The sequence below is a fragment of the Pseudomonas syringae pv. coryli str. NCPPB 4273 genome, from assembly GCF_000972175.1.
In the GTDB taxonomy this organism is placed as follows: Bacteria; Pseudomonadota; Gammaproteobacteria; order Pseudomonadales; family Pseudomonadaceae; genus Aquipseudomonas; species Aquipseudomonas syringae.
Map to the genome: position 1 here is coordinate 144248 of NZ_AWQP01000007.1, position 20599 is coordinate 164846.

A 20599-nucleotide genomic window follows, 5' to 3' on the forward strand; every position below is an offset into this window, starting at 1 on the left:
CCACCATCACGCCTTTGGGCTGGCCAGTGGAACCGGAGGTATAAATGACGTAGACCAGATTGTCGCTGCCCAGCCCCGCTACCTGAGGATTGTTCTCGGCGCCCTGGCCGTCGATGCAGTGGTCCAGTTCGATCAGCGGCACTGCCAGCGGCGGCAGACGCTCGATCAGCGAAGACAGGGTGAGTACCACCACCGGCGCGCTGTCAGTGAGCAGATAGTGCAGGCGTTCGCGCGGGTGCGACGGATCGATGGGCACATAAGCCGCCCCCGCCTTGAGAACGGCCAGCAGCCCTACCAGGGTTTCCAGGCCACGGCGCGAAACGATTGCCACGCGATCATCAGGGCGTACCCCCTGATAGATCAGACGCTGAGCCAGGGCATTGGCCTGACGGTTAAGTTGCGCGTAGGTCAGGTGTTGCCCCTGGAATATCGCCGCCACGGCATAGGGGCGAGTACGGGCCTGCTGTTCGATGCGTCGATGAATCAGTTGCTCGTCGCCCGCAACGCTTTCAGTCTGGTTCCAGGCCTGTAGTTGCAATTGCTCGGCAGGTTCTGAGAGGTGGAAGTTCTGAATCTTCAGTGACGGGTTTTCCAGCCCCTGCTCCAGAATGTGCAGCAAACGCCCGGCAATCGCCGAGGCCTCGTCATCATCGATCCAGGCACGGTGGTGAACCAGGTGCAGCGAGGCTTCGTCGTTGCAGCTGTTGCTGCGCAAGTGGACGGCCAGCGGCGTCGCCTCGTAGCCATTGGACACTTTTACAGTCTGCGCCTGCGCATCGGTGTAGCAGTAACCATGGTCTTCCAGCTCGTAGGACACCGAAACTTCGAACAGTTGCGCCCTTCCCTCACGTGACAATTCGAGGCTGCGATTGAGCTCGCTCAAGGGGAAGCGCTGATGGCGGAAGTCACGTTTCAGTGCGTTGCGCACCTCGACCACCAAGGCACCGAAGTCCAGCCCTTCGTCGAAGGCCATGCGCACGGCACTGACCTGAGCGAAGTGACCCAGCGTCGCCTTGAAGCGCGCACCACTGCGATTGAGCAGCGGCAGCCCGACAATCCACTCGTCGCGTTGCGCTGTGCGCGCAAAATAGACATGCAGAACCGCCAGCAGTACATGAAACGCAGACGCGTTGTGGCGCTCGGCAAATTGTTTCATGCGCGCATGCACGTTACCGGGAAGCGGCTGCACACAGGCGTGCGACGGCGCCGGGTCATTCGCCCGGCGGTTGTGATAGCGCGACACCAGCAACGGCTCCGGCAAATCACGGTATTTTTCCAGCCAATAAGCCCTGTCCAGCGAATAGCGTTGCGACGCCTGATAACGTGCATCGTCTGCAATGAAGTCGATGTACCCCGGTGCAACGAGTTCGAGGTCTTTGCCTGCCATCAACGCGCTGTAAAGCTCGCCCAGAGACTTGAACAACAGTCCGAAACCCCAGCCATCGAGAATCAGGTGGTGGGCCTGGCCTGCCAGCCAGTGCTGATCATCAGCCAGACGGATGAGACAGAAGTCGAGCAATGGGCTGCCATCGAGCCCGTACGGGCGGCGCATGTTGTCATTGATCAGTGCTCGCGCTGCCTGTTCCGGTTCGGGGTGACCGCTGACGTCGTGTAACGGCAAGGACACCGGCAGGCAAGCCGCATATGACTGCAGCGGCATGCCATCCTCTGCGGCACCCGGCATCAGCACCGTGCGCAGTACTTCATGTGCGCAAACCAGTTGCTCCAGCGCCTTGTGCAGGGTCGCCGGGTCAACCGCTCCGGACAGTTGCAGATAGCCGCCGATGTTATAAAGCGGAGAGTCACCGCGGCTGATCTGATCAAGCCAGACGTCGCGCTGAGCAGCGGTCAATGGGAATGTTGCGGCGCTGGAGGCGAGCATGACTCAAGGTCCTTCTTGGCAGGTAGGCAGCGGATTAAGCACTGCCGTCCCAGCTGTGTATGGCCCCTGAAACCCGGACAGTGCCGTACAGCCAAATGTCGGTGCAGATACACTTTCGGCCGATTGCAATCCTGTCCCTGTTTTTTGTTACAGACGCAGGATGAAAGCTTAGGCTGAATACCCCGAGACCAAGTGCCATCATCTGGCTCATCAGTAAGTGCAATCAGTAGTTGCCGCGCAGCAGTCGACATGGTCCGTTTTTGCGCGGTCGGAATCAGGAAAGCTCAAGATGAACACGGCGCAACATTTCGAGTACCACGACGACCCACGCTTTTATCTGCAACTGGCCAAACTGGTATCCAGTACGGGCGACGACACCTTTGCCGGGCACATGCTGCAATTGGTGGATTCGCTGGTGCCCATTCACGGGCTTGGCCTCAGTGAATGGACGCTTGACCTGCGTGAGAGCAGCATCAGTCGTATCAATCCGCTCGGCAGTGCGGGCCTGAAACATGACCCTCCCGGCAGCGAGACCACCGGCCATCCTCTGTTACCCAGCATTCTGCACATGCAGGACCCGTTATTGATCCAGCTCAAGACCCCGCTGAGCGCGCAACTTCCTCAGCACAACACCCACCAGTGCAATCTGGTGTCCAGCCACGGTGAACGTCGGCTGATCATCTGTTTTTATCGGCTGACTGCGTTACGGGCGTTTTCCCTGACAGAATTGTCCTTGCTCAAGAGCCTCTCCGACACTCTGTTGCCGCTGGTCGAGCATCACGCGCAGAGCCTTGTTCAGTCCAGCAACAACGCCACCCGCCTCGAGCCGGAGCCTGGCTCGCTGGATCAGGCCTTCAGTGGCAGGCTCGCACAGGACTCGGTCACACTTTCAGCACGCGAGCAGGAAGTCTGCCTGGGCTTGCTGACCGGTGGCACCGTGGCTGAGATGGCGCAGCGCCTCAAGGTCAAGAACAGTTCGGTGGAAACCTACCTCAAGCGCGCTACCGCCAAACTGGGCGTCAGCGGACGACATGGCCTGGCACGCTGGATGGCAGGTGATTGAAACGCGTATGCCATCGTGAACGAACTGCAGCGATACGCGCCCATAAAAAAGGGCCACTAAAGGCCCTTTCGCACAGACGTTTGTGTTTTCAATCAACCCGGAAGGCAATCACGCTATCGCCCAGTGTCGTACCGAGCGATCCGTGACCGCCGGCAGCAATGACCACGTACTGCTTGCCGTCGTTGCCGGTATACGTCGAAGGAATGGATTGTCCGCCGGCGGGCAACTCATGCTCCCAGAGCACTTCGCCGTTATTGACGTCATAGGCGCGGAAAAAGTTATCCGCCGTCGCACCGTGAAAGGCCAATCCGCCTGCCGTCACCATCGGACCGCCATGGACGACCATGCCCATGGGAAAGCCAACCGGAAAACGTCCCTGCATGAAGCTGGTCTTGAGGTTTTTGGTCGTACCGACCCGACGCATCCATTGGGTCTTGCCGGTCGCGAGATCGACCCCGGCCATGGTTCCCCACGGTGGCGCTGTGCACGGAATGCCAAGGCTCGAGGCGAATCTGGAAATACGGATGGCATAGTCACCGTCGAAGTTCTCGTTCCAGTAGGGCTTGCCTTCCTGAGTGAACAGGCGTTTTTCCCGGGCCTGCGCGGGGCGCTTGATCAGGTTGTAGACATACGCCAGGCGCACCGGTGCGGCAATCAGCAACTGGCGGTCAGGGTCCACGGCCACCGACCCCCAGTTGAACACGCCTATGTTGCCGGGATAGATCAGTGATCCTGACTCGGTGGCCGGTGTCCAGGGGTTAGCGTCATAACGGAGTGTGTTGTAAGCGATCCGGCAAGCCATCTGGTCAAAGGGCGTAACGCCCCACATGGACTTCTCGGTCAGCACCGGCGGGATGAAATTAAGTCGCGAGACCGGCTGGGTGGGTGCAAAGCGCTCGCCTTCGACACCGCCCTCGGTGCGCACACTGACCTGATCGACAGGCACGATAGGCTCCCCTGTCAGTCGGTCAAGCACGAAAATGTTGCCGACCTTGGTCGGCAATATCACGGCAGGCTGGCGGTTGCCGTCCTTTCCCAGATCCAGCAGTGAGGGCTGCGATGGGTTGTCGCGATCCCAGAGGTCATTGTTCGAGGTCTGGAATTTCCAGCGCAGCGCGCCGGTCTTCAGGTCGAGAGCCACCAGCGCATCGCGAAACTGCTCGGTGTTGCTGCCGGCGTTACGCCGAGTGCCGGTTTCGTCGGGCGAAGCGTTGCCGAACGGGACGTACACCAGACCGTTTTTGACATCGGCGCTCAGGGTTGCCCAGGCGACCGGCGTGTCCTGCGGATAGTTCTGGTCAGCCGCTATAGGTTGGGTGTTTTTCGGATTTTGCGGATCGAAATTCCACACCAGCCTGCCGGTGATGACGTCGTAGGCGCGAATCACCCCGGACGGGTTGCCGTCGTTATAACCGTTATCCATGATCGAGCTGCCGATCACGATCAGATCGCCCGCAATCAGTGGCGCGGAGGTCTGCATCAGCGCGTGCGGGCGGATCGTGCCCATGTTGACGCTCAAGTCGATCACCCCGCCGCTGCCGAAGTCGCTGCACAGGTTGCCGGTGTCGGCATCAAGCGCTACCAGTCTGGCATCTGCAGTCGCGGTGATGATGCGTTTGGCGCATTGAGCCGGCTGTTGTGGCTGACCCGTCGAGCTGGAGGCCGCGGAATAATAGCTGACGCCACGGCAGGTCTGATGCTGTTGCAGGTACGAGCGTTTTTTCTCGGGGGTGTATTTCCAGGCCAGTTGCCCGGTCTGCGGGTTCAGTGCATGCACTTCGTTATGAGGCGTACACACGTACACCCGATCGTTGATCTTGAGCGGCGTGGCTTCAAAGGTGTACTCGCCGGCGTCCTTGTCCTCATCACGCAGGTCGCCGGTATGGTATTCCCAGGCCACTGACAGCTTGCCGACGTTGGCCGGGGTGATCTGATCGAGGCTGGAGAAACGCTGGCCCATGTTGCTACCGCCATATGCAGCCCAGTCACTGCCTGCCGAGTCGGCGCTGCGGGTGGTCGCCACGTTGTCGATCCGCCCCTGCTGCGGGTACGGATCGTGAAACATCAGCGCAATCACGATCAGCAGCATTGCGCCAAGCGTTCCGCCCAGCAACGGGTGAAAACGACGGTTATCGGTACGCGAGCGCGCCTGATAAAGCGGCCGCACTACCCAGGGCATGGCCAGCCACAGGCCGATCAGTGCAAACAGATCGCCGCGAGGGATCCACTGCCATTTGTCGAGGCCGGCTTCGTAGATGATCCAGAGCAGGATCCCCCACATCATCAAGGCATACAGGGTAAGTGCCGATTTCCTTTTCAGGAATACCAGGGTTGCTGTGGCCAGCAAACCTAGGGCAATCACCGAGTAGGCCGGTGAACCGCCGGCAGCCACCAGTTGCGCGCCCATGAACAGCAGAATGAGGCTGAGTATCGCGATGACGATACCGGTCACTTTGAGAATCATCTTCCTTGCCCTTTATTGTTATCCGATCTTGCGCAGCGACGCTTTCGACCACGGATTTCGCCCGTAGTGTCAGTTTTTGCGTGTCGCGTCATCCAGGGCAAGGATAGTGTGGGCGTTGGTGACGGTGGTTGCCAGGGTGTTGATCACGCCTGAGCGCAAAGCACCCAGCGTGGCGGCGGCCTTGGTGTTTTCACTGGCGATGGCCACTACATCCGGGATACGAAACAATTCCTGCACGGTCAGGCCGATCACCCGGCCCTGTATGGCATTCACCGCAGGCTGGCCATGAATGTCGATGAAGTCATAGCCCATCATGTCACCCACCGTGCCGGACAGCCTGGCCTGGGCGATTTCCTGCGGGGAGAACCAGCCCATGCGCACCATGTTGCTGTTCTCGCTCATGTCGCCAATACCGATCAGCGCCATGTCGGCACGCCGGGCACGGTCAAGCGTCGAGCGCACGGTGTCGTTGCTGATCAGAACACTGCGCAGTTCGGGGTTGGCAACCAGCGCCGGGGCGTACAGGCTCTCGCTTTCGCCACCGAAGCGCAGCGCCAGACGGCGGCAGATGTGGTCGGGGTTCATGTACTCGCCCGCCTTGAGCGAACCGCCGATGGCACAGACAAATGTGCAGTTGCGCGTCACCGGCAGGAAGACGTTGTCCGCAACCGCACCCACATTGCGGCCCATGCCCACGGCGACGATCATGCCGTCGCCCAGGGTCTTGTTCAGGTAATTGGCAACCAGGCTGGCGACCGCCGAGCGCTGGGTGTCCGGGTCGCTGTGGTCGACTGCAATCAACGCCCTGTCCAGCTGAAACCGCTCGACCAGCGCCATTTCCAGCTCGTTGTTCATCGCCGGATGCTGCAGCACCCGTACTTCGACAATCCCTTCATCGCGTGCGCGTTTGAGCAGTCGGCTGACTTTTGCGCGCGACAGGTCAAAGCGTTTGGCGATGGCTTCCTGAGTGACGTTCTCAAGGTAATAGAGCATCGCGACTTCAGTCATCAGATCGATGTCGCTGGCCATGCGCTGGGTACTGTCACTCATGTGGACGGGCTTCCGTTTCGGCGTCAAAGGCACATTCTCCCTACTCCCGCCCTGTTCCGTCCACTGACTATTGATGCCCGTCACGCTCTATCGCGTTTATGCGCTCGACCTTGGCGCCGGAGCGCGCGGCTTCGAACTCCGACTCCAGAAACGATTTGACGATGCTTTTCGCCAGTTCCGTGCCGATCACCCGTGCACCGATGGAAAGAATTTGCGCATCGTTACTCTTGCGCGCCCGCTCGGCCGAATAGGTGTCGTGAGCCTGGGCCGCACGAATGCCGAAGACCTTGTTGGCGGAGATGGCCATGCCTATTCCGGTCCCGCAGACCAGCACGCCAAGCCGCTGCTGCCCTGCGTTGATGGCTGTGGCCACGGCCAGGGCGATGTCCGGGTAAAGCACCGGTGCCGTGGAATGAGTACCGAAATCGGTTACCGGATAACCCAGCGACTCGATATGGCGCTTCAACAATTCCTTGAGTTCATAACCCGCTTCATCACATCCGATAGCCACCGGGAAAGGTGTGTTCATGGCATCAGGCTCCACTGCCGGGGTCTTATTATCTGACCAAATGTTCAATCGGTGAAATTCCGATCAGTCATTTCTCAAACATTAGCCCGGTTCTGTCAAGCAAGTTTTCCAGCGAATTCTGAAAAAAAGCTCAGAACTGCCGCAGGACTGCCTTCAGGCGGACACTTCAAAACTTTTATGGGAAACAGATTGACTGATCAGAATTTCATTTGGTACACATATGCTCACTGAGCAACGCATCAGCACCTAATAAGAATTCACAGCACGAGGACACGCCAATGGCCAAGCCATTACTGCTCCAGGCTGAACACGTCACCAAGGCTTACGCTGGCATCCCCGCCCTGCGTGACGGGCGTCTCTCATTGCGAGCCGGAAGCGTGCACGCCCTGTGCGGCGGCAATGGCGCGGGCAAGTCCACTTTTCTGAGCATTCTGATGGGCATCACCCAACGTGATGCCGGGACCATCCTGCTCAACGGCGAGCCGGTGCAGTTCAATCGTCCCGGCGATGCTCTGGCAGCCGGGATTGCGATGATCACCCAAGAGCTGGAACCCATCCCCTTCATGACCGTCGCCGAGAATATCTGGCTGGGCCGCGAGCCACGCCGGGCCGGGTGCATTGTCGACAGCAAGGAACTGAACCGACGCACCCGCGCACTGCTGGACGAGCTGGAATTCGACGTCGACGCCACCAGCCCCATGCATTTGCTGAGTGTGGCGCAGATACAACTGGTGGAAATTGCCAAGGCCTTCAGCCATGACTGCTCGGTGATGATCATGGACGAGCCCACCTCAGCCATCGGCGAGCGTGAAGCGCAAATCCTGTTCAAGGCCATCCGCCGACTTGCCGCCCGGGGCGCAGGCATCATCTATGTTTCCCACCGCCTCAGCGAACTGGCACAGATTGCCGACGATTACAGTATCTTTCGCGACGGCGCCTTTGTCGAAAGCGGACGCATGGCCGATATCGACCGGGCACATCTGGTGCGCGGCATCGTCGGTCAGGAGTTGGCGCGTGTCGATCACAAGGTCGGCCGCGAATGCACGGTCGAATGCTGCCTGAAGGTCGAGGGCCTGAGCCGCAACGGCGAGTTCGAAGACATCAGCCTGCACGTGCATCACGGCGAAATTCTCGGCATTTATGGGCTGATAGGCTCGGGTCGCAGCGAGTTCCTCAATTGTCTCTACGGCCTGACCACACCGGACGCCGGCAGCGTCACCCTGCAAGGCAAGCCACTGCCGGTCGGTCTGCCCAAGGCGACCATTCGCGCGGGCGTTTCGCTGGTCACCGAAGACCGCAAGGACAGCGGTCTGGTGCTCAGCGGCAGCATCCTGTCCAACATCGCGCTGTCGGCTTACCGACGGCTGTCGAACTGGTCGCTGATCGATGCCCGCAAGGAGCACAGGCTGGCCGAAGACATGGTCAAGCGCCTGCAGATCAAGACGACGTCGCTGGATCTGCCCGTCGCGTCGATGAGCGGCGGCAACCAACAGAAGGTCGTCCTCGCCAAATGCCTTTCCACCGAACCGGTGTGCCTGCTCTGCGACGAGCCGACCCGGGGCATCGACGAGGGGGCCAAGCAGGAAATCTATCACCTGCTCGATCAGTTCGTACGCGCTGGCGGGGCCGCCATCGTGGTCTCTTCGGAGGCGCCGGAGCTGCTGCGCCTCAGTGACCGAATCGCCGTGTTCAAAGGTGGCAAGCTGGTGACCATCAGCAGCGATGCCGATCTTTCCCAGGAAGTCCTGTTGAGTCTTGCCTCATGAATGCCAAAACCATTATCGCACCAGCCTCCACGTCTCCACGCAGCCGCCTGCGCCTGTCTCTCGACCGTTTCGGCCTGCCGCTGGTGTTCATTCTGTTGTGCCTGGTACTGGCTTTTGCCAGCGAATATTTCATGACCTGGCGCAACTGGATGGACATCCTGCGTCAGACCTCGATCAATGGCATTCTCGCGGTCGGCATGACCTACGTGATCCTGACCAAGGGCATCGACCTTTCCGTCGGATCGATTCTGGCGTTCGCCGGATTGTGCAGCGCACTGGTGGCGACCCAGGGCTATGGCCTCTTGGCAGCGGTCAGCGCAGGCATGTTTGCCGGCGCCATGCTCGGCGTGGTCAATGGCTTCATGGTCGCCAATCTTTCGATTCCACCGTTCGTCGCCACCCTGGGCATGCTCAGCATCGCCCGCGGCATGACCTTCATCCTCAACGACGGCAGTCCGGTGACCGACCTGCCAGAAGAATACCTGGCGTTGGGTATCGGCCGGCTCGGCCCGATTGGTGTGCCGATCATTATCTTCGCGGTGGTCGCACTGATTTTCTGGATGGTCCTGCGCTACACCACCTACGGCCGTTACGTGTACGCCGTCGGCGGTAACGAAAAGAGCGCACGCACGTCCGGTATCGGCGTACGCAAGGTGATGTTTTCGGTGTACGTGGTTTCCGGGCTGCTCGCCGGCCTGGCAGGCGTAGTGCTCTCAGCCAGAACCACCTCCGCCCTGCCCCAGGCCGGCATGTCCTACGAACTGGACGCCATCGCAGCAGTGGTCATCGGCGGCACCAGTCTGTCCGGAGGCACCGGCAGCATTGTCGGCACCCTGTTTGGCGCACTGCTGATCGGCGTGATCAACAACGGCCTGAACCTGCTCGGCGTGTCCTCCTATTACCAGCAGGTCGCCAAGGGCCTGATCATCGTGTTCGCAGTGTTGATTGATGTGTGGCGCAAGAAAAAACGCTAAACCGGCATGAACGACTGACTACAACAATAACGAGGTTCTCATCATGAAATTCGGTACATCCCTGGCCGCGGTCGCGGCGTTCTCCCTGCTCGCCAGCAGTATCTCCATGGCCGCCGATGGCAAGACTTACAAGATCGGCGCGGCGGTGTATGGCCTCAAGGGTCAGTTCATGCAGAACTGGGTGCGCGAGCTCAAGGAGCATCCGGCGGTCAAGGACGGCACCGTGAAAATCACCGTGTTCGACGGTAACTACGATGCGCTGACCCAGAACAATCAGATAGAGACCATGATCACCCAGCACTACGATGCGATCATTTTCGTGCCCATCGACACCAAGGCCGGCGTCGGCACGGTGGCCAGGGCGATGGAAAACGACATTCCGGTGATCGCATCCAACACCCGGGTTGCCGGCAACAAGGTGCCTTACGTCGGCAACGACGATGTCGAGGGCGGTCGCCTGCAGGCGCAGGCCATGGTCGACAAGCTCAAGGGCAAAGGCAATGTGGTGATCATCCAGGGGCCGATTGGCCAGTCGGCGCAAATTGATCGGGAAAAAGGTGAACTGGAAGTCCTGAGCAAACACCCGGACATCAAGATCATTGAGAAGAAGACCGCCAACTGGTCCCGGGCCGAAGCCCAGACCCTGACTGAAGACTGGCTCAACGCGCATCAGAACGGTGGCATCTCCGGGATCATTTCGCAGAACGACGACATGGCTCTCGGTGCCCTGCAAGCGGTGATGTCGCGCAACCTGAAGCCTGCCGATGTGCCGATCACCTCCATCGACGGCATGCCTGATGCCATCCAGGCGGCGAAGAAAAACGAAATCACGACCTTCCTGCAGGACGCCCAGGCCCAATCGCAGGGCGCCCTCGATGTCGCCCTTCGCACCCTGGCCGGCAAGGACTACAAGCCGCAGTCGGTGATCTGGGAACGCTACGCCAAGGACGTCAAATGGGGCGACGGCACCGACAAGAACTACATCCTGCCCTGGGTGCCGGTCACCGATGCCAACGCCGATGCGCTGTACAAGCAGGTCAGCGGCGGCAAGTAACCGGTCTGAGATTCCCGCTTCTGCCCGAAGGGCGTGGGAGCGAACCGGGCGACGCTTCGCTCCCACGGCTTTCGGCCAGAATCAAAAGCTACGTGTTTGAATCTTCAAAAAAACAGCGCTACAGGAGTCATCTTCATGTCTGAATTCTGGAACAAGGCGTTCGATCTCAATGGCCGTTGTGCGGTTATCACCGGCGGAGCAGCCGGGATTGGCCTTGCCTGTGCCAGCCTGCTGGTCGCGCGCGGCGCACGGGTCGCACTGCTGGACCGTGACCCGGCAGTGGCCGAGGTCGCCGCCGGCCTGGGCAGCGGGCACATTGGTATTGCGGTCGACCTGCGCCGGGTCGACCAGGTCAACAGCACCATCGACAGCGTCTTCGAGCATTTCAAACGCATCGACTATCTGGTCAACAGTGCTGGCGTTGCCATGCTGGACAAGGCTGTCGACGTCAGCGAAGAGGCCTGGGACACGACGCTGGAGATCAACCTCAAGGCCAGTTTCTTCGTCGCCCAGGCCTGCGCACGACACATGCTCGGTCAAGGCAGCGGACGCATCGTCAACCTTGCCTCGCAGGCCGCGGTCATTGGTCTGGACAGGCACGTTGCCTATTGCGCGAGCAAGGCCGCAGTGGTGGGCATGACCAAAGTACTGGCCATGGAGTGGGCGCCGCACATCAACGTCAACGCCATCTCGCCCACCATCGTCGAGACCGCGCTGGGCAAAAAAGCCTGGGCAGGCGAAGTCGGAGAACGGGCCAAAACGCAGATCCCGGCAGGCCGCTTCGCCCAGCCGGAGGAAATAGCCGGGCTGGCCCTGTACCTGCTCAGCGACGCCGCCAGCATGATCACCGGCGAAAACGTAGTGATCGATGGCGGCTACAGCATCCAGTAATTCATTTTTCTGTCGCGAGGTTCATCGTCATGTCCACCGTCACCGAACGCACTGCCGAACAACTTTCACCGGTCATACCGAAAACCATGCAGGCCGTGGTCTGCCACGGTCCGGAAGACTACCGGCTGGAAACCGTGGATGTGCCGACTCCCGGCCCCGACGAAATCCTCACCAAGGTCGAGCTGTGTGGCATCTGCATGGGCGACATCAAGACCTATCGCGGCGCGCCCTCGTTCTGGGGCGATGCCGAGCAGCCTCGCTACGTCAAACCACCGATGATTCCCGGCCATGAATTCGTCTGTCGCGTGGTGGCGCTCGGCCCTGGTGCCGAAAAGCGTGGCGTGCAGATCGGCGACCGGGTGATCTCCGAGCAGATCGTGCCGTGCTGGGGCTGCCGCTTCTGCAACCACGGACAGTACTGGATGTGCCAGAAGCACGACCTTTACGGCTTCCAGAACAACGTGCAGGGCGCCATGGCCCAGTACATGATTTTTACCAGGGAAGGCATCATTCACAAGGTGCCCGACTCGATTGCCCCGGACGAAGCCATTCTCATCGAGCCACTGGCCTGCTCGTTGCACGCAGCCGAACGGGCCGATGTCGATTTCGACGACATTGTGGTCGTCGCCGGTGCCGGCACACTGGGCCTTGGGATCATTGGCGCGGTGCGCATGCGTAACCCGAAAAAACTCATCGTTCTCGACATGAAGCCCGAGCGCGCCGCCCTCGCCCTGCGCATGGGTGCCGACGAGGTGTGGAACCCGGCCGAGGTCGATGTGCTGGCGAAGATCCGCGAGATAACCGACGGCTACGGCTGCGACATCTATATAGAAGCCACCGGACACCACAAGGCCGTCAATCAGGGCCTGGCGATGCTGCGCAAACTCGGACGCTTTGTGGAGTTCAGCGTATTCAACGATGAGGCCACGGTGGACTGGTCGATCATCGGTGACCGCAAGGAGCTGGACGTGCTCGGCTCTCACCTCGGCCCCTACATGTACCCGCGCGCCATCGACTTTATCGGCAACCGCAAGATCGACATGCGCGACGTCGTCACGCACAAATTCCCCCTGGCGGAGTTCAAGGAGGCGTTTGCCGTCATGGAGCGCGGTGATAAATCATTGAAGGTGGTTCTGGAACCCTGATCCGCCCGATCCTTATAAAAAGAACACAGGAAATCGCGTTATGAACCGAGTGATAAACGATCCGGACCAGGTGGTCGAGGACATGCTGCGCGGCATTCTGGTAGCGCACCCCGAACTGTCGCAAAGTGAAGGTAACCCGCGGGTCATCAGCAAAACCAGCCCCTCAGAACAAGGGAACGTAGGGATTGTCACCGGCGGCGGTTCCGGTCATGAGCCGGCCTTTCTTGGTTATGTCGGTCCCGGGCTGGTGGATGCAGTAGCGGTCGGCGAGATTTTTTCCTCGCCCACGGCCAAGAGCTTTTTCGACGCCTTCCGCGCGGCCGATCACGGTGCAGGCATCGCCTGCCTGTACGGCAACTATGCGGGCGACAACATGAACGTGAAGCTGGCGATGAAAATGGCCGCCAGCAAAGACCTGCAAGTGCGCACCGTGGTGGCCAACGACGATGTGGCCTCGGCACCGAAATCCGATATCGCCAAGCGACGCGGAGTGGCCGGGGAAATTTTCATGTGGAAGGTCGGCGGCGCCGCGGCTGCACACGGTTACGATCTGGACGGCGTGATCCGCGTCGCGCAGAAGGCCGTGGATCAATGCCGATCCATCGGTATCGGCCTGACGCCCTGCACCATCGCGGCGGTCGGCAAGCCCAACTTTCAGATCCCCGACGGCAAAATGGAGCTGGGCATCGGCCACCATGGCGAACCGGGTATCGAAGTCATCGACATCGAGTCTGCGGCGGCCATGGCAGAACGCATGCTGGCGCCGATTCTGGCCGATCGGGATTTCAGCGTGGATGACAGCGTAGTCGTGCTGGTTTCAGGCCTTGGAGCAACGCCGGTGATGGAACTCTACGTGTTCTACGCCGAAGTGGAACGCCTGCTCAAGGCCCGGGGCTTGAAAATCCATCGCTGCTACGTGGGCAATTACTTTACGTCGCTGGAGATGATGGGCGTAACCCTGACGCTGCTGGGCCTGGACGCCGAGCTGAAAAAGCTGATCGACCACCCTTGCCGTTCCATCGGCATGACCCAGGCGGAGTGAACCATGAGCGAGCATTTTTCTACGTATCTCCCTGCGCAACAAGGCACTCCTATCGTTGCCGACCTGGTGAGCGTGATCGTCGCCAACCGCGAATACCTCAGCGAAGTGGATGGCGCGATCGGTGACGGCGACCATGGCATCAACATGGCCAAGGGCTTCGCCCACTGCGGTCGTACCATCGAAGGCCGCCAACTGAGCCTCGCCGAGGCGCTGGATGAGCTGACCCTGAGCCTGATGGAAGGCATCGGCGGCTCCATGGGCCCGCTGTATGGCAGCCTGTTTATCGGCATGGCCGATCAGGTGCGCGGTTGCGAGCAAATCGACGCGACTGCCTTCGCCAGTCTGCTGCGCGGCGGCCTCACCTCGCTGCAGGACATCACCGAAGCCGGGGTCGGCGACAAATGCCTGATGGATACCCTGATTCCGGCCGTCGAAGCCTTCGAGCAGGCCCATGCCCGGGGGGAATCATTCAGCGCGGCACTCGATGCGATGAAAAGCGCTGCATCACAAGGGCGCGATTCCACCCGTGATCTGGTCGCGAAGATAGGCCGGGCGAGCCGCCTCGGCGAACGCTCGCTCGGCGTGCTGGATGCAGGCGCGGTGTCGTGCTGCCTGATACTGACGCAACTGGCGGATTCAGTGCAGTCGAGGCTGAAAGACCGTTAAAGCACCGCACTATCAAAGTTCGAATCGAATCCGCCGCTCGCGGCGCTGTGCTTCCGGCAGCGCCTCGCCGGCCATCCTGCGCGAGGATCTATACAGCAGCAACCCCTCACTGCGCTTGCGCACGCAATCTGGCGGGCTCGTTCTTCTCGGCGTAGTGACGCGCGCGGCGCAAAACATGCTGGGTGGCTCTGCGCGCCTCCTCCTTGTTGAGTTCGACATGCGCTTCCAGCAATTGCTGGGCGTGTTGCGGCCGACGTTGCAGTAGGGCCTTCAGAATGCTGCCATGTTCTTCGTATGTTGCATCGACTCTGGAGGCGCTGAACTCAAGACGCCGGATGGTTCGGGTCTTCTCGGTGATCTCGTAATGCAGCCTGGCCATTTCCCGATTACCCACTGCCTCGACCAACGCGCAATGAAAGCGTTCGCCCAGCCCGGCGAGGATATCGGTGTCTCTCAAACGCTCGCTTTTCGGCACCAGCCAGGTGCGTATGAGTTCGTCGATCAGCGGCTCGACACTCAGGTCCATCAAACCCAGCCTGGCGAGCGCCGTCAGCTCGAGCACCACGCGAACGTCATACAGCTCCTCGAAGTGACGAGGATCGAAGGGCCGCACCTGCCAGCCGCTTCGGTAATAAACCTCCACATAGCCTTCCTGCTCCAGCCGGAACAATGCCTGCCTGACCGGTGTACGGCTGGCTTGAACACGCTCGGCCACTTCACCTTCAGTAAATCGTTCGCCGGGTAATAGACGAAACTCGGAAATATCTTCTTTGAGCAGGGCGTAAATCCGCTCGGACATGGTTTCCGAGCGCTCTTTCAATTTTTTGGCGCATGCTGTCTGCATTGATGATTCGTCCTTGTAATCCAGTTACTTAACCTTGGCGCAGATGATCTGCGGTATTGCCGGACATCCACCAGCGTGGGAAATCTGCAATCCCGTTAATCACCGCATCCACGTTTTGCCGATGGGCCTCGAATAGCGTCGGGTCATATTTTCCGGTACGCACCAACAGGCTGCTGGCACCGACGGCTTTCGCCCCTGCGCAGTCAGTCAGAACGTCGTCGCCCACCACCAGAGTGCGGCTGGCGCTGGTATCGAGTTTGCGCAAGGCAGCCTCGAAAAACATCGGTGACGGTTTGCCCATGATCAAGGCCTGTACCTGTGCTGCGGCCTCAAGCCCGACGATGAAGGCGCCGCAATCGAGGCGCTCCCCGTCACGATCGAACCAGAACAGGTTTTTTTGCAGCGCAATGAGACGAGCACCGCCTCGCAACATACGGAAACAGCGATTCAGCGTGGCGTAGTCGAAGGCTTCGCCGATATCGCTGATGACCACTACGTCCGGGGTCGTATCCTCTGTAACGATGCCGCTGAACGCCGGCCGTATCGAATCGGGGACCAGCAGATGGCACTTGAGGTGCGGATGTTGCTGCAGATAGCCCAGACACGCCGTGGTGGCGGTCTGGATTTCGTCGGGGACGACCTCGATTCCGGCGTGGCAAAGCTCCTCTGCCAGCGCCTCCGGCATCTTCGCCGTGGTGTTGGTCAGCAATTGCAGCCTTAACCCCTGCGAGCGCGCGAAGCTCAATGCATCGGCTGCGCCCGGCAGAGGCTGTCCCTTGAGCATGAGTGTGCCGTCAATATCGAAAAGCAGGCTGTCGAAGCGCATGGATAAGCTCCCTGTGGCTGAAAGTATCGAGTCAGGTGTCAGATTGTGGCTGTGAGCCACTGGCGAATCGCAGGCAATGTCATTTCAGCGTCGGCAGGCCGTGGCAACGGCGTGCTGCTGGCGTCCAGCAACACGCCACGCAACCACGTGTCATTGGCGCATACCGTGTGATCGCCACCTTTTCGGCTGAGGCGAACGGCGTGTGCTGAACGAGCGGCCAGCAGTCGCGTGCCTCGCGGGGCCTGCCAGTAGCAGCAGCCCGTCCAGCCTTCAGCAAAGACCTGCCCGCCGGCGCACTCGAACATCGTCCACTCATCTCGAAACGGCTCTGCGAGGCTTTTGCGCCAGGCGTCGGTCACTGAGCCAGGGTTGTGTCCGGACAGCGCCAGTCGTCCGGTGTTGAACAGCACCAGACCGTTGTCGGCCGGATGAAAGAGCGCCGCGCTTTTGTGCATATCCGGCACGCCTGATGCGTCATAGACCAGCCAGCCCTGCTGCTCGAAAAAACTGTTGGGGTACAGATCGTGATGGACAGGTGCCATGCCGTGATCCGAGTGAGCGACGCAGCGTACTTCGCCACCCGCGGCGTCGACGCAGCGCAGGATCAGCTCATCGACCCACCCCGCTATCTCGTCGAACAGGCGTTGTCCAACCGCCTGCATCAATTCGCTGGCCCAGTCTGGCGCGAGGTACTTGAGCAAATGATGTGACAGCAGATCCACCACCGGGTAATAACCGACGACACGCTGTGCATCACCGGCCCTGACTGCGCCGACAATGTCGTCGCAAAAGCTTTCATGCATCTCGCGCATCAGTTCCAGCAGCAGCCATTCCGCAGCGCCCTGCCCGCCCTCATCCAGCCGCTTGCCCAGCTGTCCGGTGCGGTACAGCACCGTCAGGTCATTGGCCACGTAAGCCTTGCCGGTGTCGCCCTGCAGATCAAGCGCCTGGACCTCGCGGTAACCGAAGCTGATCACACAGATGCGTTTTTCGATGTGCACCGCGCGCAGTGCAATCGCCTTGCACACATTGCCAGGGGCCTGCCGCGACAACGGCACGTGCACCGTTCTGCCCAGCGACAATCGGCATGCAGCACGGCCATGGTCCTCTGGCCAGTCCAGCACCGCACCGTCCTGTTGAAGACTGACCCTGGCAAGCACATCCAGGGCCTCGATACGCAGGCAGCCACCGTTTTCGATGACCTCGGGACGCAGCGAAAAACCCTGATAGACGCAGCTTTGCCCAAGCAATGCGTCACCCAGCCTGTCGGGCTGCACAAAGGGCACGGCACACAGGCGGAAAGTGATGCCCTGGCGCGCCCATTCATCCCAGACCATATCGATGTGGCGCGGCCAGACCTCAAAGGCATCCGTCACCGCCAGGCAGTCCTGCGGCGTTGGCGCAGGCACGAGATAGCCCGTCAAACCGTGCTCGCTGACCGGTGCGCCGCTGAAGATCGACAACAGCGAGGGCGGGGTCTGGCAATTGGGCGACAGTGGCAGCAAGGGGTAACACGGCCACTGCGCCGAGGGCCGTTCAGGCTGTCGTGCCCGGTAACGCTTGACCAGCTCCCACGACAACCCGTCGATCAACAGCCATACCAATGGATCAGCGCCCTTCATGAAGCGATCCGGCGTTGAGAGTCGTCCAACGCCCACCGGGCCACCACGGCAACACGCTGCTTCAACTGTTCCAGAGAACCGCTGTTGGGCAGTACATAATCCGCTTCGATCCGGCGCATCTGCAGATCCAGTGGGCTGTTTTCCACCACACTGATGTCGCCTCGCTGCCCCAGACGCGTTTGTCTCACGGATGAATCGGCAAGCACCTTGATCACCTGAAAGCCTTGCGCCTGAAGGTACGGCCAGTCGACCGTGTCGTCGCGCAGGTCATCATTGATGACCACCTGCGCGCAGCACCGGGCCAATCGTCGGGCGAAGTTCGTGACCAGCGACTGACTGTCCAGATCCCTCAGCTCGCGTGCGATGCACTCCAGCAAACGCTGATTCTGGCTGCCGTTCGCCACTTGCACCCCGGCCTGCTCATAGAACATGCCTTGTAATTCGTACAAGGGCTGGGCGAGCTTGATGACCTCGACCGACAGCCCTGCCGTTTCAAAATACTCACGCAGCAAATCGGCGGTTGTACTCTTCCCGGAACCGCTGGGGGCCACCAGTGCCAGACGCAATTGGGTAGCGTGGTTCATAGGATCTCCTTATCAGGCGCTGATCAGCTCGCGCGCCACACCCACACGGCTTTGCCACTGCACACCGAGCAGCCCACGGACGATCTGCGGCGGTACGCTGTCGGTCAGCGAACCGGCATCCAGCAAGCCGTGCCAGGTCGAGGTAACGAAACGATGCGGCCACTCGAAGAGTGTGGGTGAGTGAATCTGTTCCAGAATCGCATCGCGGCCCATTGCATCGACCCGCAATTTGCCCCGCGCCGCCACGTTGGGCAGGATGACGGTCTCCAGCCAGCCACAGCCTTCCGGGCTGGCCTTGAGTGCGGCGCGCATGGCTTCGGGTTTGCACAGGCGTTTTTCGGTATGCGCGATCGACAGATCATCGGCCACCGCTGCCAGATCGAGTCGCTTTGCCAGTTCTGGATGTGTACGTAATGTGCCGACACCGACATGGGGATAATCCGGCCAGCCGCGGGCACGAATCCGACCGTCGACGCTGTCCAGCAACAGCTTGTCCCCGGAGAAGTACAGGTACTCGTCGGACAGCACCAGGTCGAGCATGGTGGTGGTCTTGCCTGCCCCTTTGGCACCGCCGATGGCAACGATTCCGCCGTCCGGTGCGACCACCGCCGAGGCATGCATGATCACACTGCCTTTGGCCTGCTCGACCAGCAGCCCGTAATAACGCACCAGCTCGATCAAGTGGATGAAGGCATTTTCGTCGCCATGGAAACCAACCGTGTGACGCGCCCGATCAATCCGGTAACCGACCCGTGTCTCGGCATCCCAGGCGTAGTCCAGCCCCGTCTCCGGGTCATGGCCACGCAATACCCGCAGGGTAAAGCCGGGGGCGTAGGTTTCACGGATGATGTCGGGCGTCACGCAGAGGCTCATCCACTCCGGGTTGAATGCCGCGCTGTCGTGCAGCCGAACCCTCAGGTCGACGGTGGTCCGGCCGTCGTCGTCCACTTCGGCAAAGTAAGGCGCGAGGAATACCCGCAGCCGCTGGGCCAGTGCCGAGCCGGAGGTCTGATCGTCCAGTTCGAATCGATAGCGTCCATTGCAAAGATAACGGCTCATGAGTGCAGGCTCTCCGGGCTGGTGATGAAGGGTGATGGCGAATGCAGAAAGGCAAAACGATCAGTCAGGGGCCAGCATTCCTGGCGACGTTCGCTCAGAAATGCCTGCAGATGCGCCATCAGCCTGCGCAGATCAGCATTGATCGACTGAGGGTCCAGTGCGCCCCGGCACTTGAGAAAACGCACCTCACCGCGCGTCGTGCTCCCCGCCTGCGAATCGAGCGGCATGCAGGTCTCGAAGGTGATCGCGAAGAGGTTGCCGCTGTCCACGGATTCACACGGGGCACTGAACGCATAACGTCGATACTCGCCAAGCGCCTGCAGCGTGCAGTCAATGTTCATGGCCATGGCCTCCAGCGTCGGGGAGCCCAGCGACAGGTGCCTTACGGTGCCGGACAGGTTGCCCGGCGCGCTGCGAAACAGCTGCACGATGGGTTCATTGACCGCCAGCTTGCGTTTGCGACTGCAGTGCTCGACCCATACATAACCACCGTCTTCCGCCCTTGCGGCGGTTACCTGATGGTCCCAGACCTGAAATTCGTCACCGCACTGGCTGGTGAACGGCGCCATTGCCGGGCTGAAACTGGCGTCGAACCAGGCCTCGCCGAGCATTCGCGCATGGCAATCAGGTGCCAGCTCGAAGGACTCGACGTAGGTCTGTTCGCTGGTGGCGTAGCGACATTCCCAATTGTTGATCGCCAGATGGTTGCGCTCGAACGCATTGCGCAGCGCGATCAACAGGTTTTGCGGGACGGCAGGCTGCTCGATTGCAAGCGGCGGCTGTACAAACAGCGAACGATGCACATCGATGCGATTGAGCAAATGGCTGATGTACACCCGGTCCGCCTGCAAGCGGATGATCGCCAGCGGGATGGCGGCACCGGACAGGTTTTGGCAGCTTTCATCGCCCAGCGCGCCGTGCGAATCCTCAAGGAGCATCGCCCCGTCGGCATCCCAGCGTGCCAGTACCCGGTGGCGGCCTCGCAGGTCAGCGACGGCGGTCAGCTCACCCAGCAACGCCGTGTCCGCGGCAATGGCATACAACGTGTGGTCATCGCTGCCGAACGGCTCCTGATGACGGATTTTCCAGCTACCAAACACAATAGCCGTCTGCGTGGTCGTGGATTGCGACATGCTCA

General features: G+C 60.5%; 18 protein-coding genes and 1 pseudogene (1 of these 19 only partly in view). 8 read left to right on the forward strand and 11 right to left on the reverse strand.

All coding sequences use genetic code 11. From position 1 onward, the window contains the following. On the reverse strand, positions 1 to 1882 hold the start of the coding sequence (locus P406_RS05480; RefSeq protein ID WP_046235585.1) for a non-ribosomal peptide synthetase. It extends 7616 nt beyond the left edge of the window; only the first 1882 of its 9498 coding nucleotides appear in the window; its start codon is at positions 1880 to 1882; its stop codon lies beyond the left edge, outside the window. Between the two features lie 289 nt (positions 1883 to 2171). Between P406_RS05480 and P406_RS05485 the strand changes: the two genes are divergently transcribed. Then, positions 2172 to 2945, forward strand: a complete 774-nt coding sequence (locus tag P406_RS05485; RefSeq protein ID WP_003410446.1) for a helix-turn-helix transcriptional regulator — start codon at positions 2172 to 2174, stop codon at positions 2943 to 2945. 88 nt (positions 2946 to 3033) lie between these two features. Here P406_RS05485 and P406_RS05490 read toward each other — a convergent pair whose 3' ends face one another. The 3 genes from P406_RS05490 to rpiB form a co-directional block, all read right to left on the reverse strand. After that, positions 3034 to 5409, reverse strand: a complete 2376-nt coding sequence (locus tag P406_RS05490) for a glucose/quinate/shikimate family membrane-bound PQQ-dependent dehydrogenase (RefSeq protein ID WP_046235586.1) — start codon at positions 5407 to 5409, stop codon at positions 3034 to 3036. A gap of 69 nt (positions 5410 to 5478) precedes the next feature. Beyond that, a complete protein-coding gene (locus P406_RS05495) occupies positions 5479 to 6459 on the reverse strand; it encodes a sugar-binding transcriptional regulator (RefSeq protein WP_046235587.1) in 981 nt (326 codons plus the stop codon). 67 nt (positions 6460 to 6526) lie between these two features. Next, a complete protein-coding gene (gene rpiB, locus P406_RS05500; protein WP_003395470.1) occupies positions 6527 to 6988 on the reverse strand; it encodes a ribose 5-phosphate isomerase B in 462 nt (153 codons plus the stop codon). Between the two features lie 278 nt (positions 6989 to 7266). Between rpiB and P406_RS05505 the strand changes: the two genes are divergently transcribed. The 7 genes from P406_RS05505 to dhaL all read left to right on the forward strand — a co-directional run bounded on the left by P406_RS05505 (position 7267) and on the right by dhaL (position 14526). Then, positions 7267 to 8754, forward strand: coding sequence for a sugar ABC transporter ATP-binding protein (locus P406_RS05505; RefSeq protein WP_046235588.1), 1488 nt, complete (start codon positions 7267 to 7269; stop codon positions 8752 to 8754). Next, positions 8751 to 9728, forward strand: a complete 978-nt coding sequence (locus tag P406_RS05510) for an ABC transporter permease (protein ID WP_003410438.1) — start codon at positions 8751 to 8753, stop codon at positions 9726 to 9728. The genes P406_RS05505 and P406_RS05510 overlap by 4 nt, the downstream gene beginning before the upstream one ends. Before the next feature lie 43 nt (positions 9729 to 9771). Beyond that, positions 9772 to 10782, forward strand: coding sequence for a substrate-binding domain-containing protein (locus tag P406_RS05515; RefSeq protein ID WP_003395474.1), 1011 nt, complete (start codon positions 9772 to 9774; stop codon positions 10780 to 10782). A 135-nt stretch (positions 10783 to 10917) separates the two neighbouring features. Next, a complete protein-coding gene (locus P406_RS05520; protein ID WP_003410436.1) occupies positions 10918 to 11673 on the forward strand; it encodes an SDR family oxidoreductase in 756 nt (251 codons plus the stop codon). A 29-nt stretch (positions 11674 to 11702) separates the two neighbouring features. Then, positions 11703 to 12818 (forward strand): erythritol/L-threitol dehydrogenase, encoded by a 1116-nt coding sequence (locus P406_RS05525; RefSeq protein WP_003416654.1) that lies wholly within the window; start codon positions 11703 to 11705, stop codon positions 12816 to 12818. 40 nt (positions 12819 to 12858) lie between these two features. Next, positions 12859 to 13860, forward strand: a complete 1002-nt coding sequence (locus tag P406_RS05530) for a dihydroxyacetone kinase subunit DhaK (RefSeq protein ID WP_046235589.1) — start codon at positions 12859 to 12861, stop codon at positions 13858 to 13860. Positions 13861 to 13863: 3 nt separating this feature from the next. Continuing rightward, on the forward strand, positions 13864 to 14526 hold the full coding sequence (dhaL, locus tag P406_RS05535) for a dihydroxyacetone kinase subunit DhaL (protein WP_046235590.1): 663 nt from the start codon (positions 13864 to 13866) through the stop codon (positions 14524 to 14526). 12 nt (positions 14527 to 14538) lie between these two features. Here the strand turns inward: dhaL and P406_RS30115 are convergent. The 7 genes and pseudogenes from P406_RS30115 to P406_RS05565 form a co-directional block, all read right to left on the reverse strand. Next, positions 14539 to 14661 (reverse strand): annotated as a pseudogene (locus P406_RS30115) (aromatic ring-hydroxylating dioxygenase subunit alpha); the annotation flags it as partial. Continuing rightward, the gene (locus tag P406_RS05540) at positions 14633 to 15370 is read right to left on the reverse strand and encodes a GntR family transcriptional regulator (protein ID WP_003410429.1); all 738 of its coding nucleotides are present in this window, start codon (positions 15368 to 15370) and stop codon (positions 14633 to 14635) included. The gene P406_RS05540 and the pseudogene P406_RS30115, both read right to left, overlap by 29 nt. 28 nt (positions 15371 to 15398) lie before the next feature. Continuing rightward, complete coding sequence (locus P406_RS05545) at positions 15399 to 16196, reverse strand: HAD-IIA family hydrolase (protein WP_046235591.1); 798 nt, start codon at positions 16194 to 16196, stop codon at positions 15399 to 15401. A 38-nt stretch (positions 16197 to 16234) separates the two neighbouring features. Next, complete coding sequence (locus P406_RS05550; RefSeq protein WP_046235592.1) at positions 16235 to 17818, reverse strand: hypothetical protein; 1584 nt, start codon at positions 17816 to 17818, stop codon at positions 16235 to 16237. Continuing rightward, on the reverse strand, positions 17815 to 18402 hold the full coding sequence (locus P406_RS05555; protein ID WP_046235593.1) for a dephospho-CoA kinase: 588 nt from the start codon (positions 18400 to 18402) through the stop codon (positions 17815 to 17817). The genes P406_RS05550 and P406_RS05555 overlap by 4 nt, the downstream gene beginning before the upstream one ends. A gap of 12 nt (positions 18403 to 18414) precedes the next feature. Then, positions 18415 to 19461: a hypothetical protein gene (locus P406_RS05560; RefSeq protein WP_046235594.1), complete on the reverse strand. Its 1047-nt coding sequence runs from the start codon at positions 19459 to 19461 to the stop codon at positions 18415 to 18417. Further along, positions 19458 to 20594, reverse strand: a complete 1137-nt coding sequence (locus P406_RS05565) for a hypothetical protein (protein ID WP_046235595.1) — start codon at positions 20592 to 20594, stop codon at positions 19458 to 19460. The genes P406_RS05560 and P406_RS05565 overlap by 4 nt, the downstream gene beginning before the upstream one ends. Between the last annotated feature and the right edge of the window lie 5 nt (positions 20595 to 20599).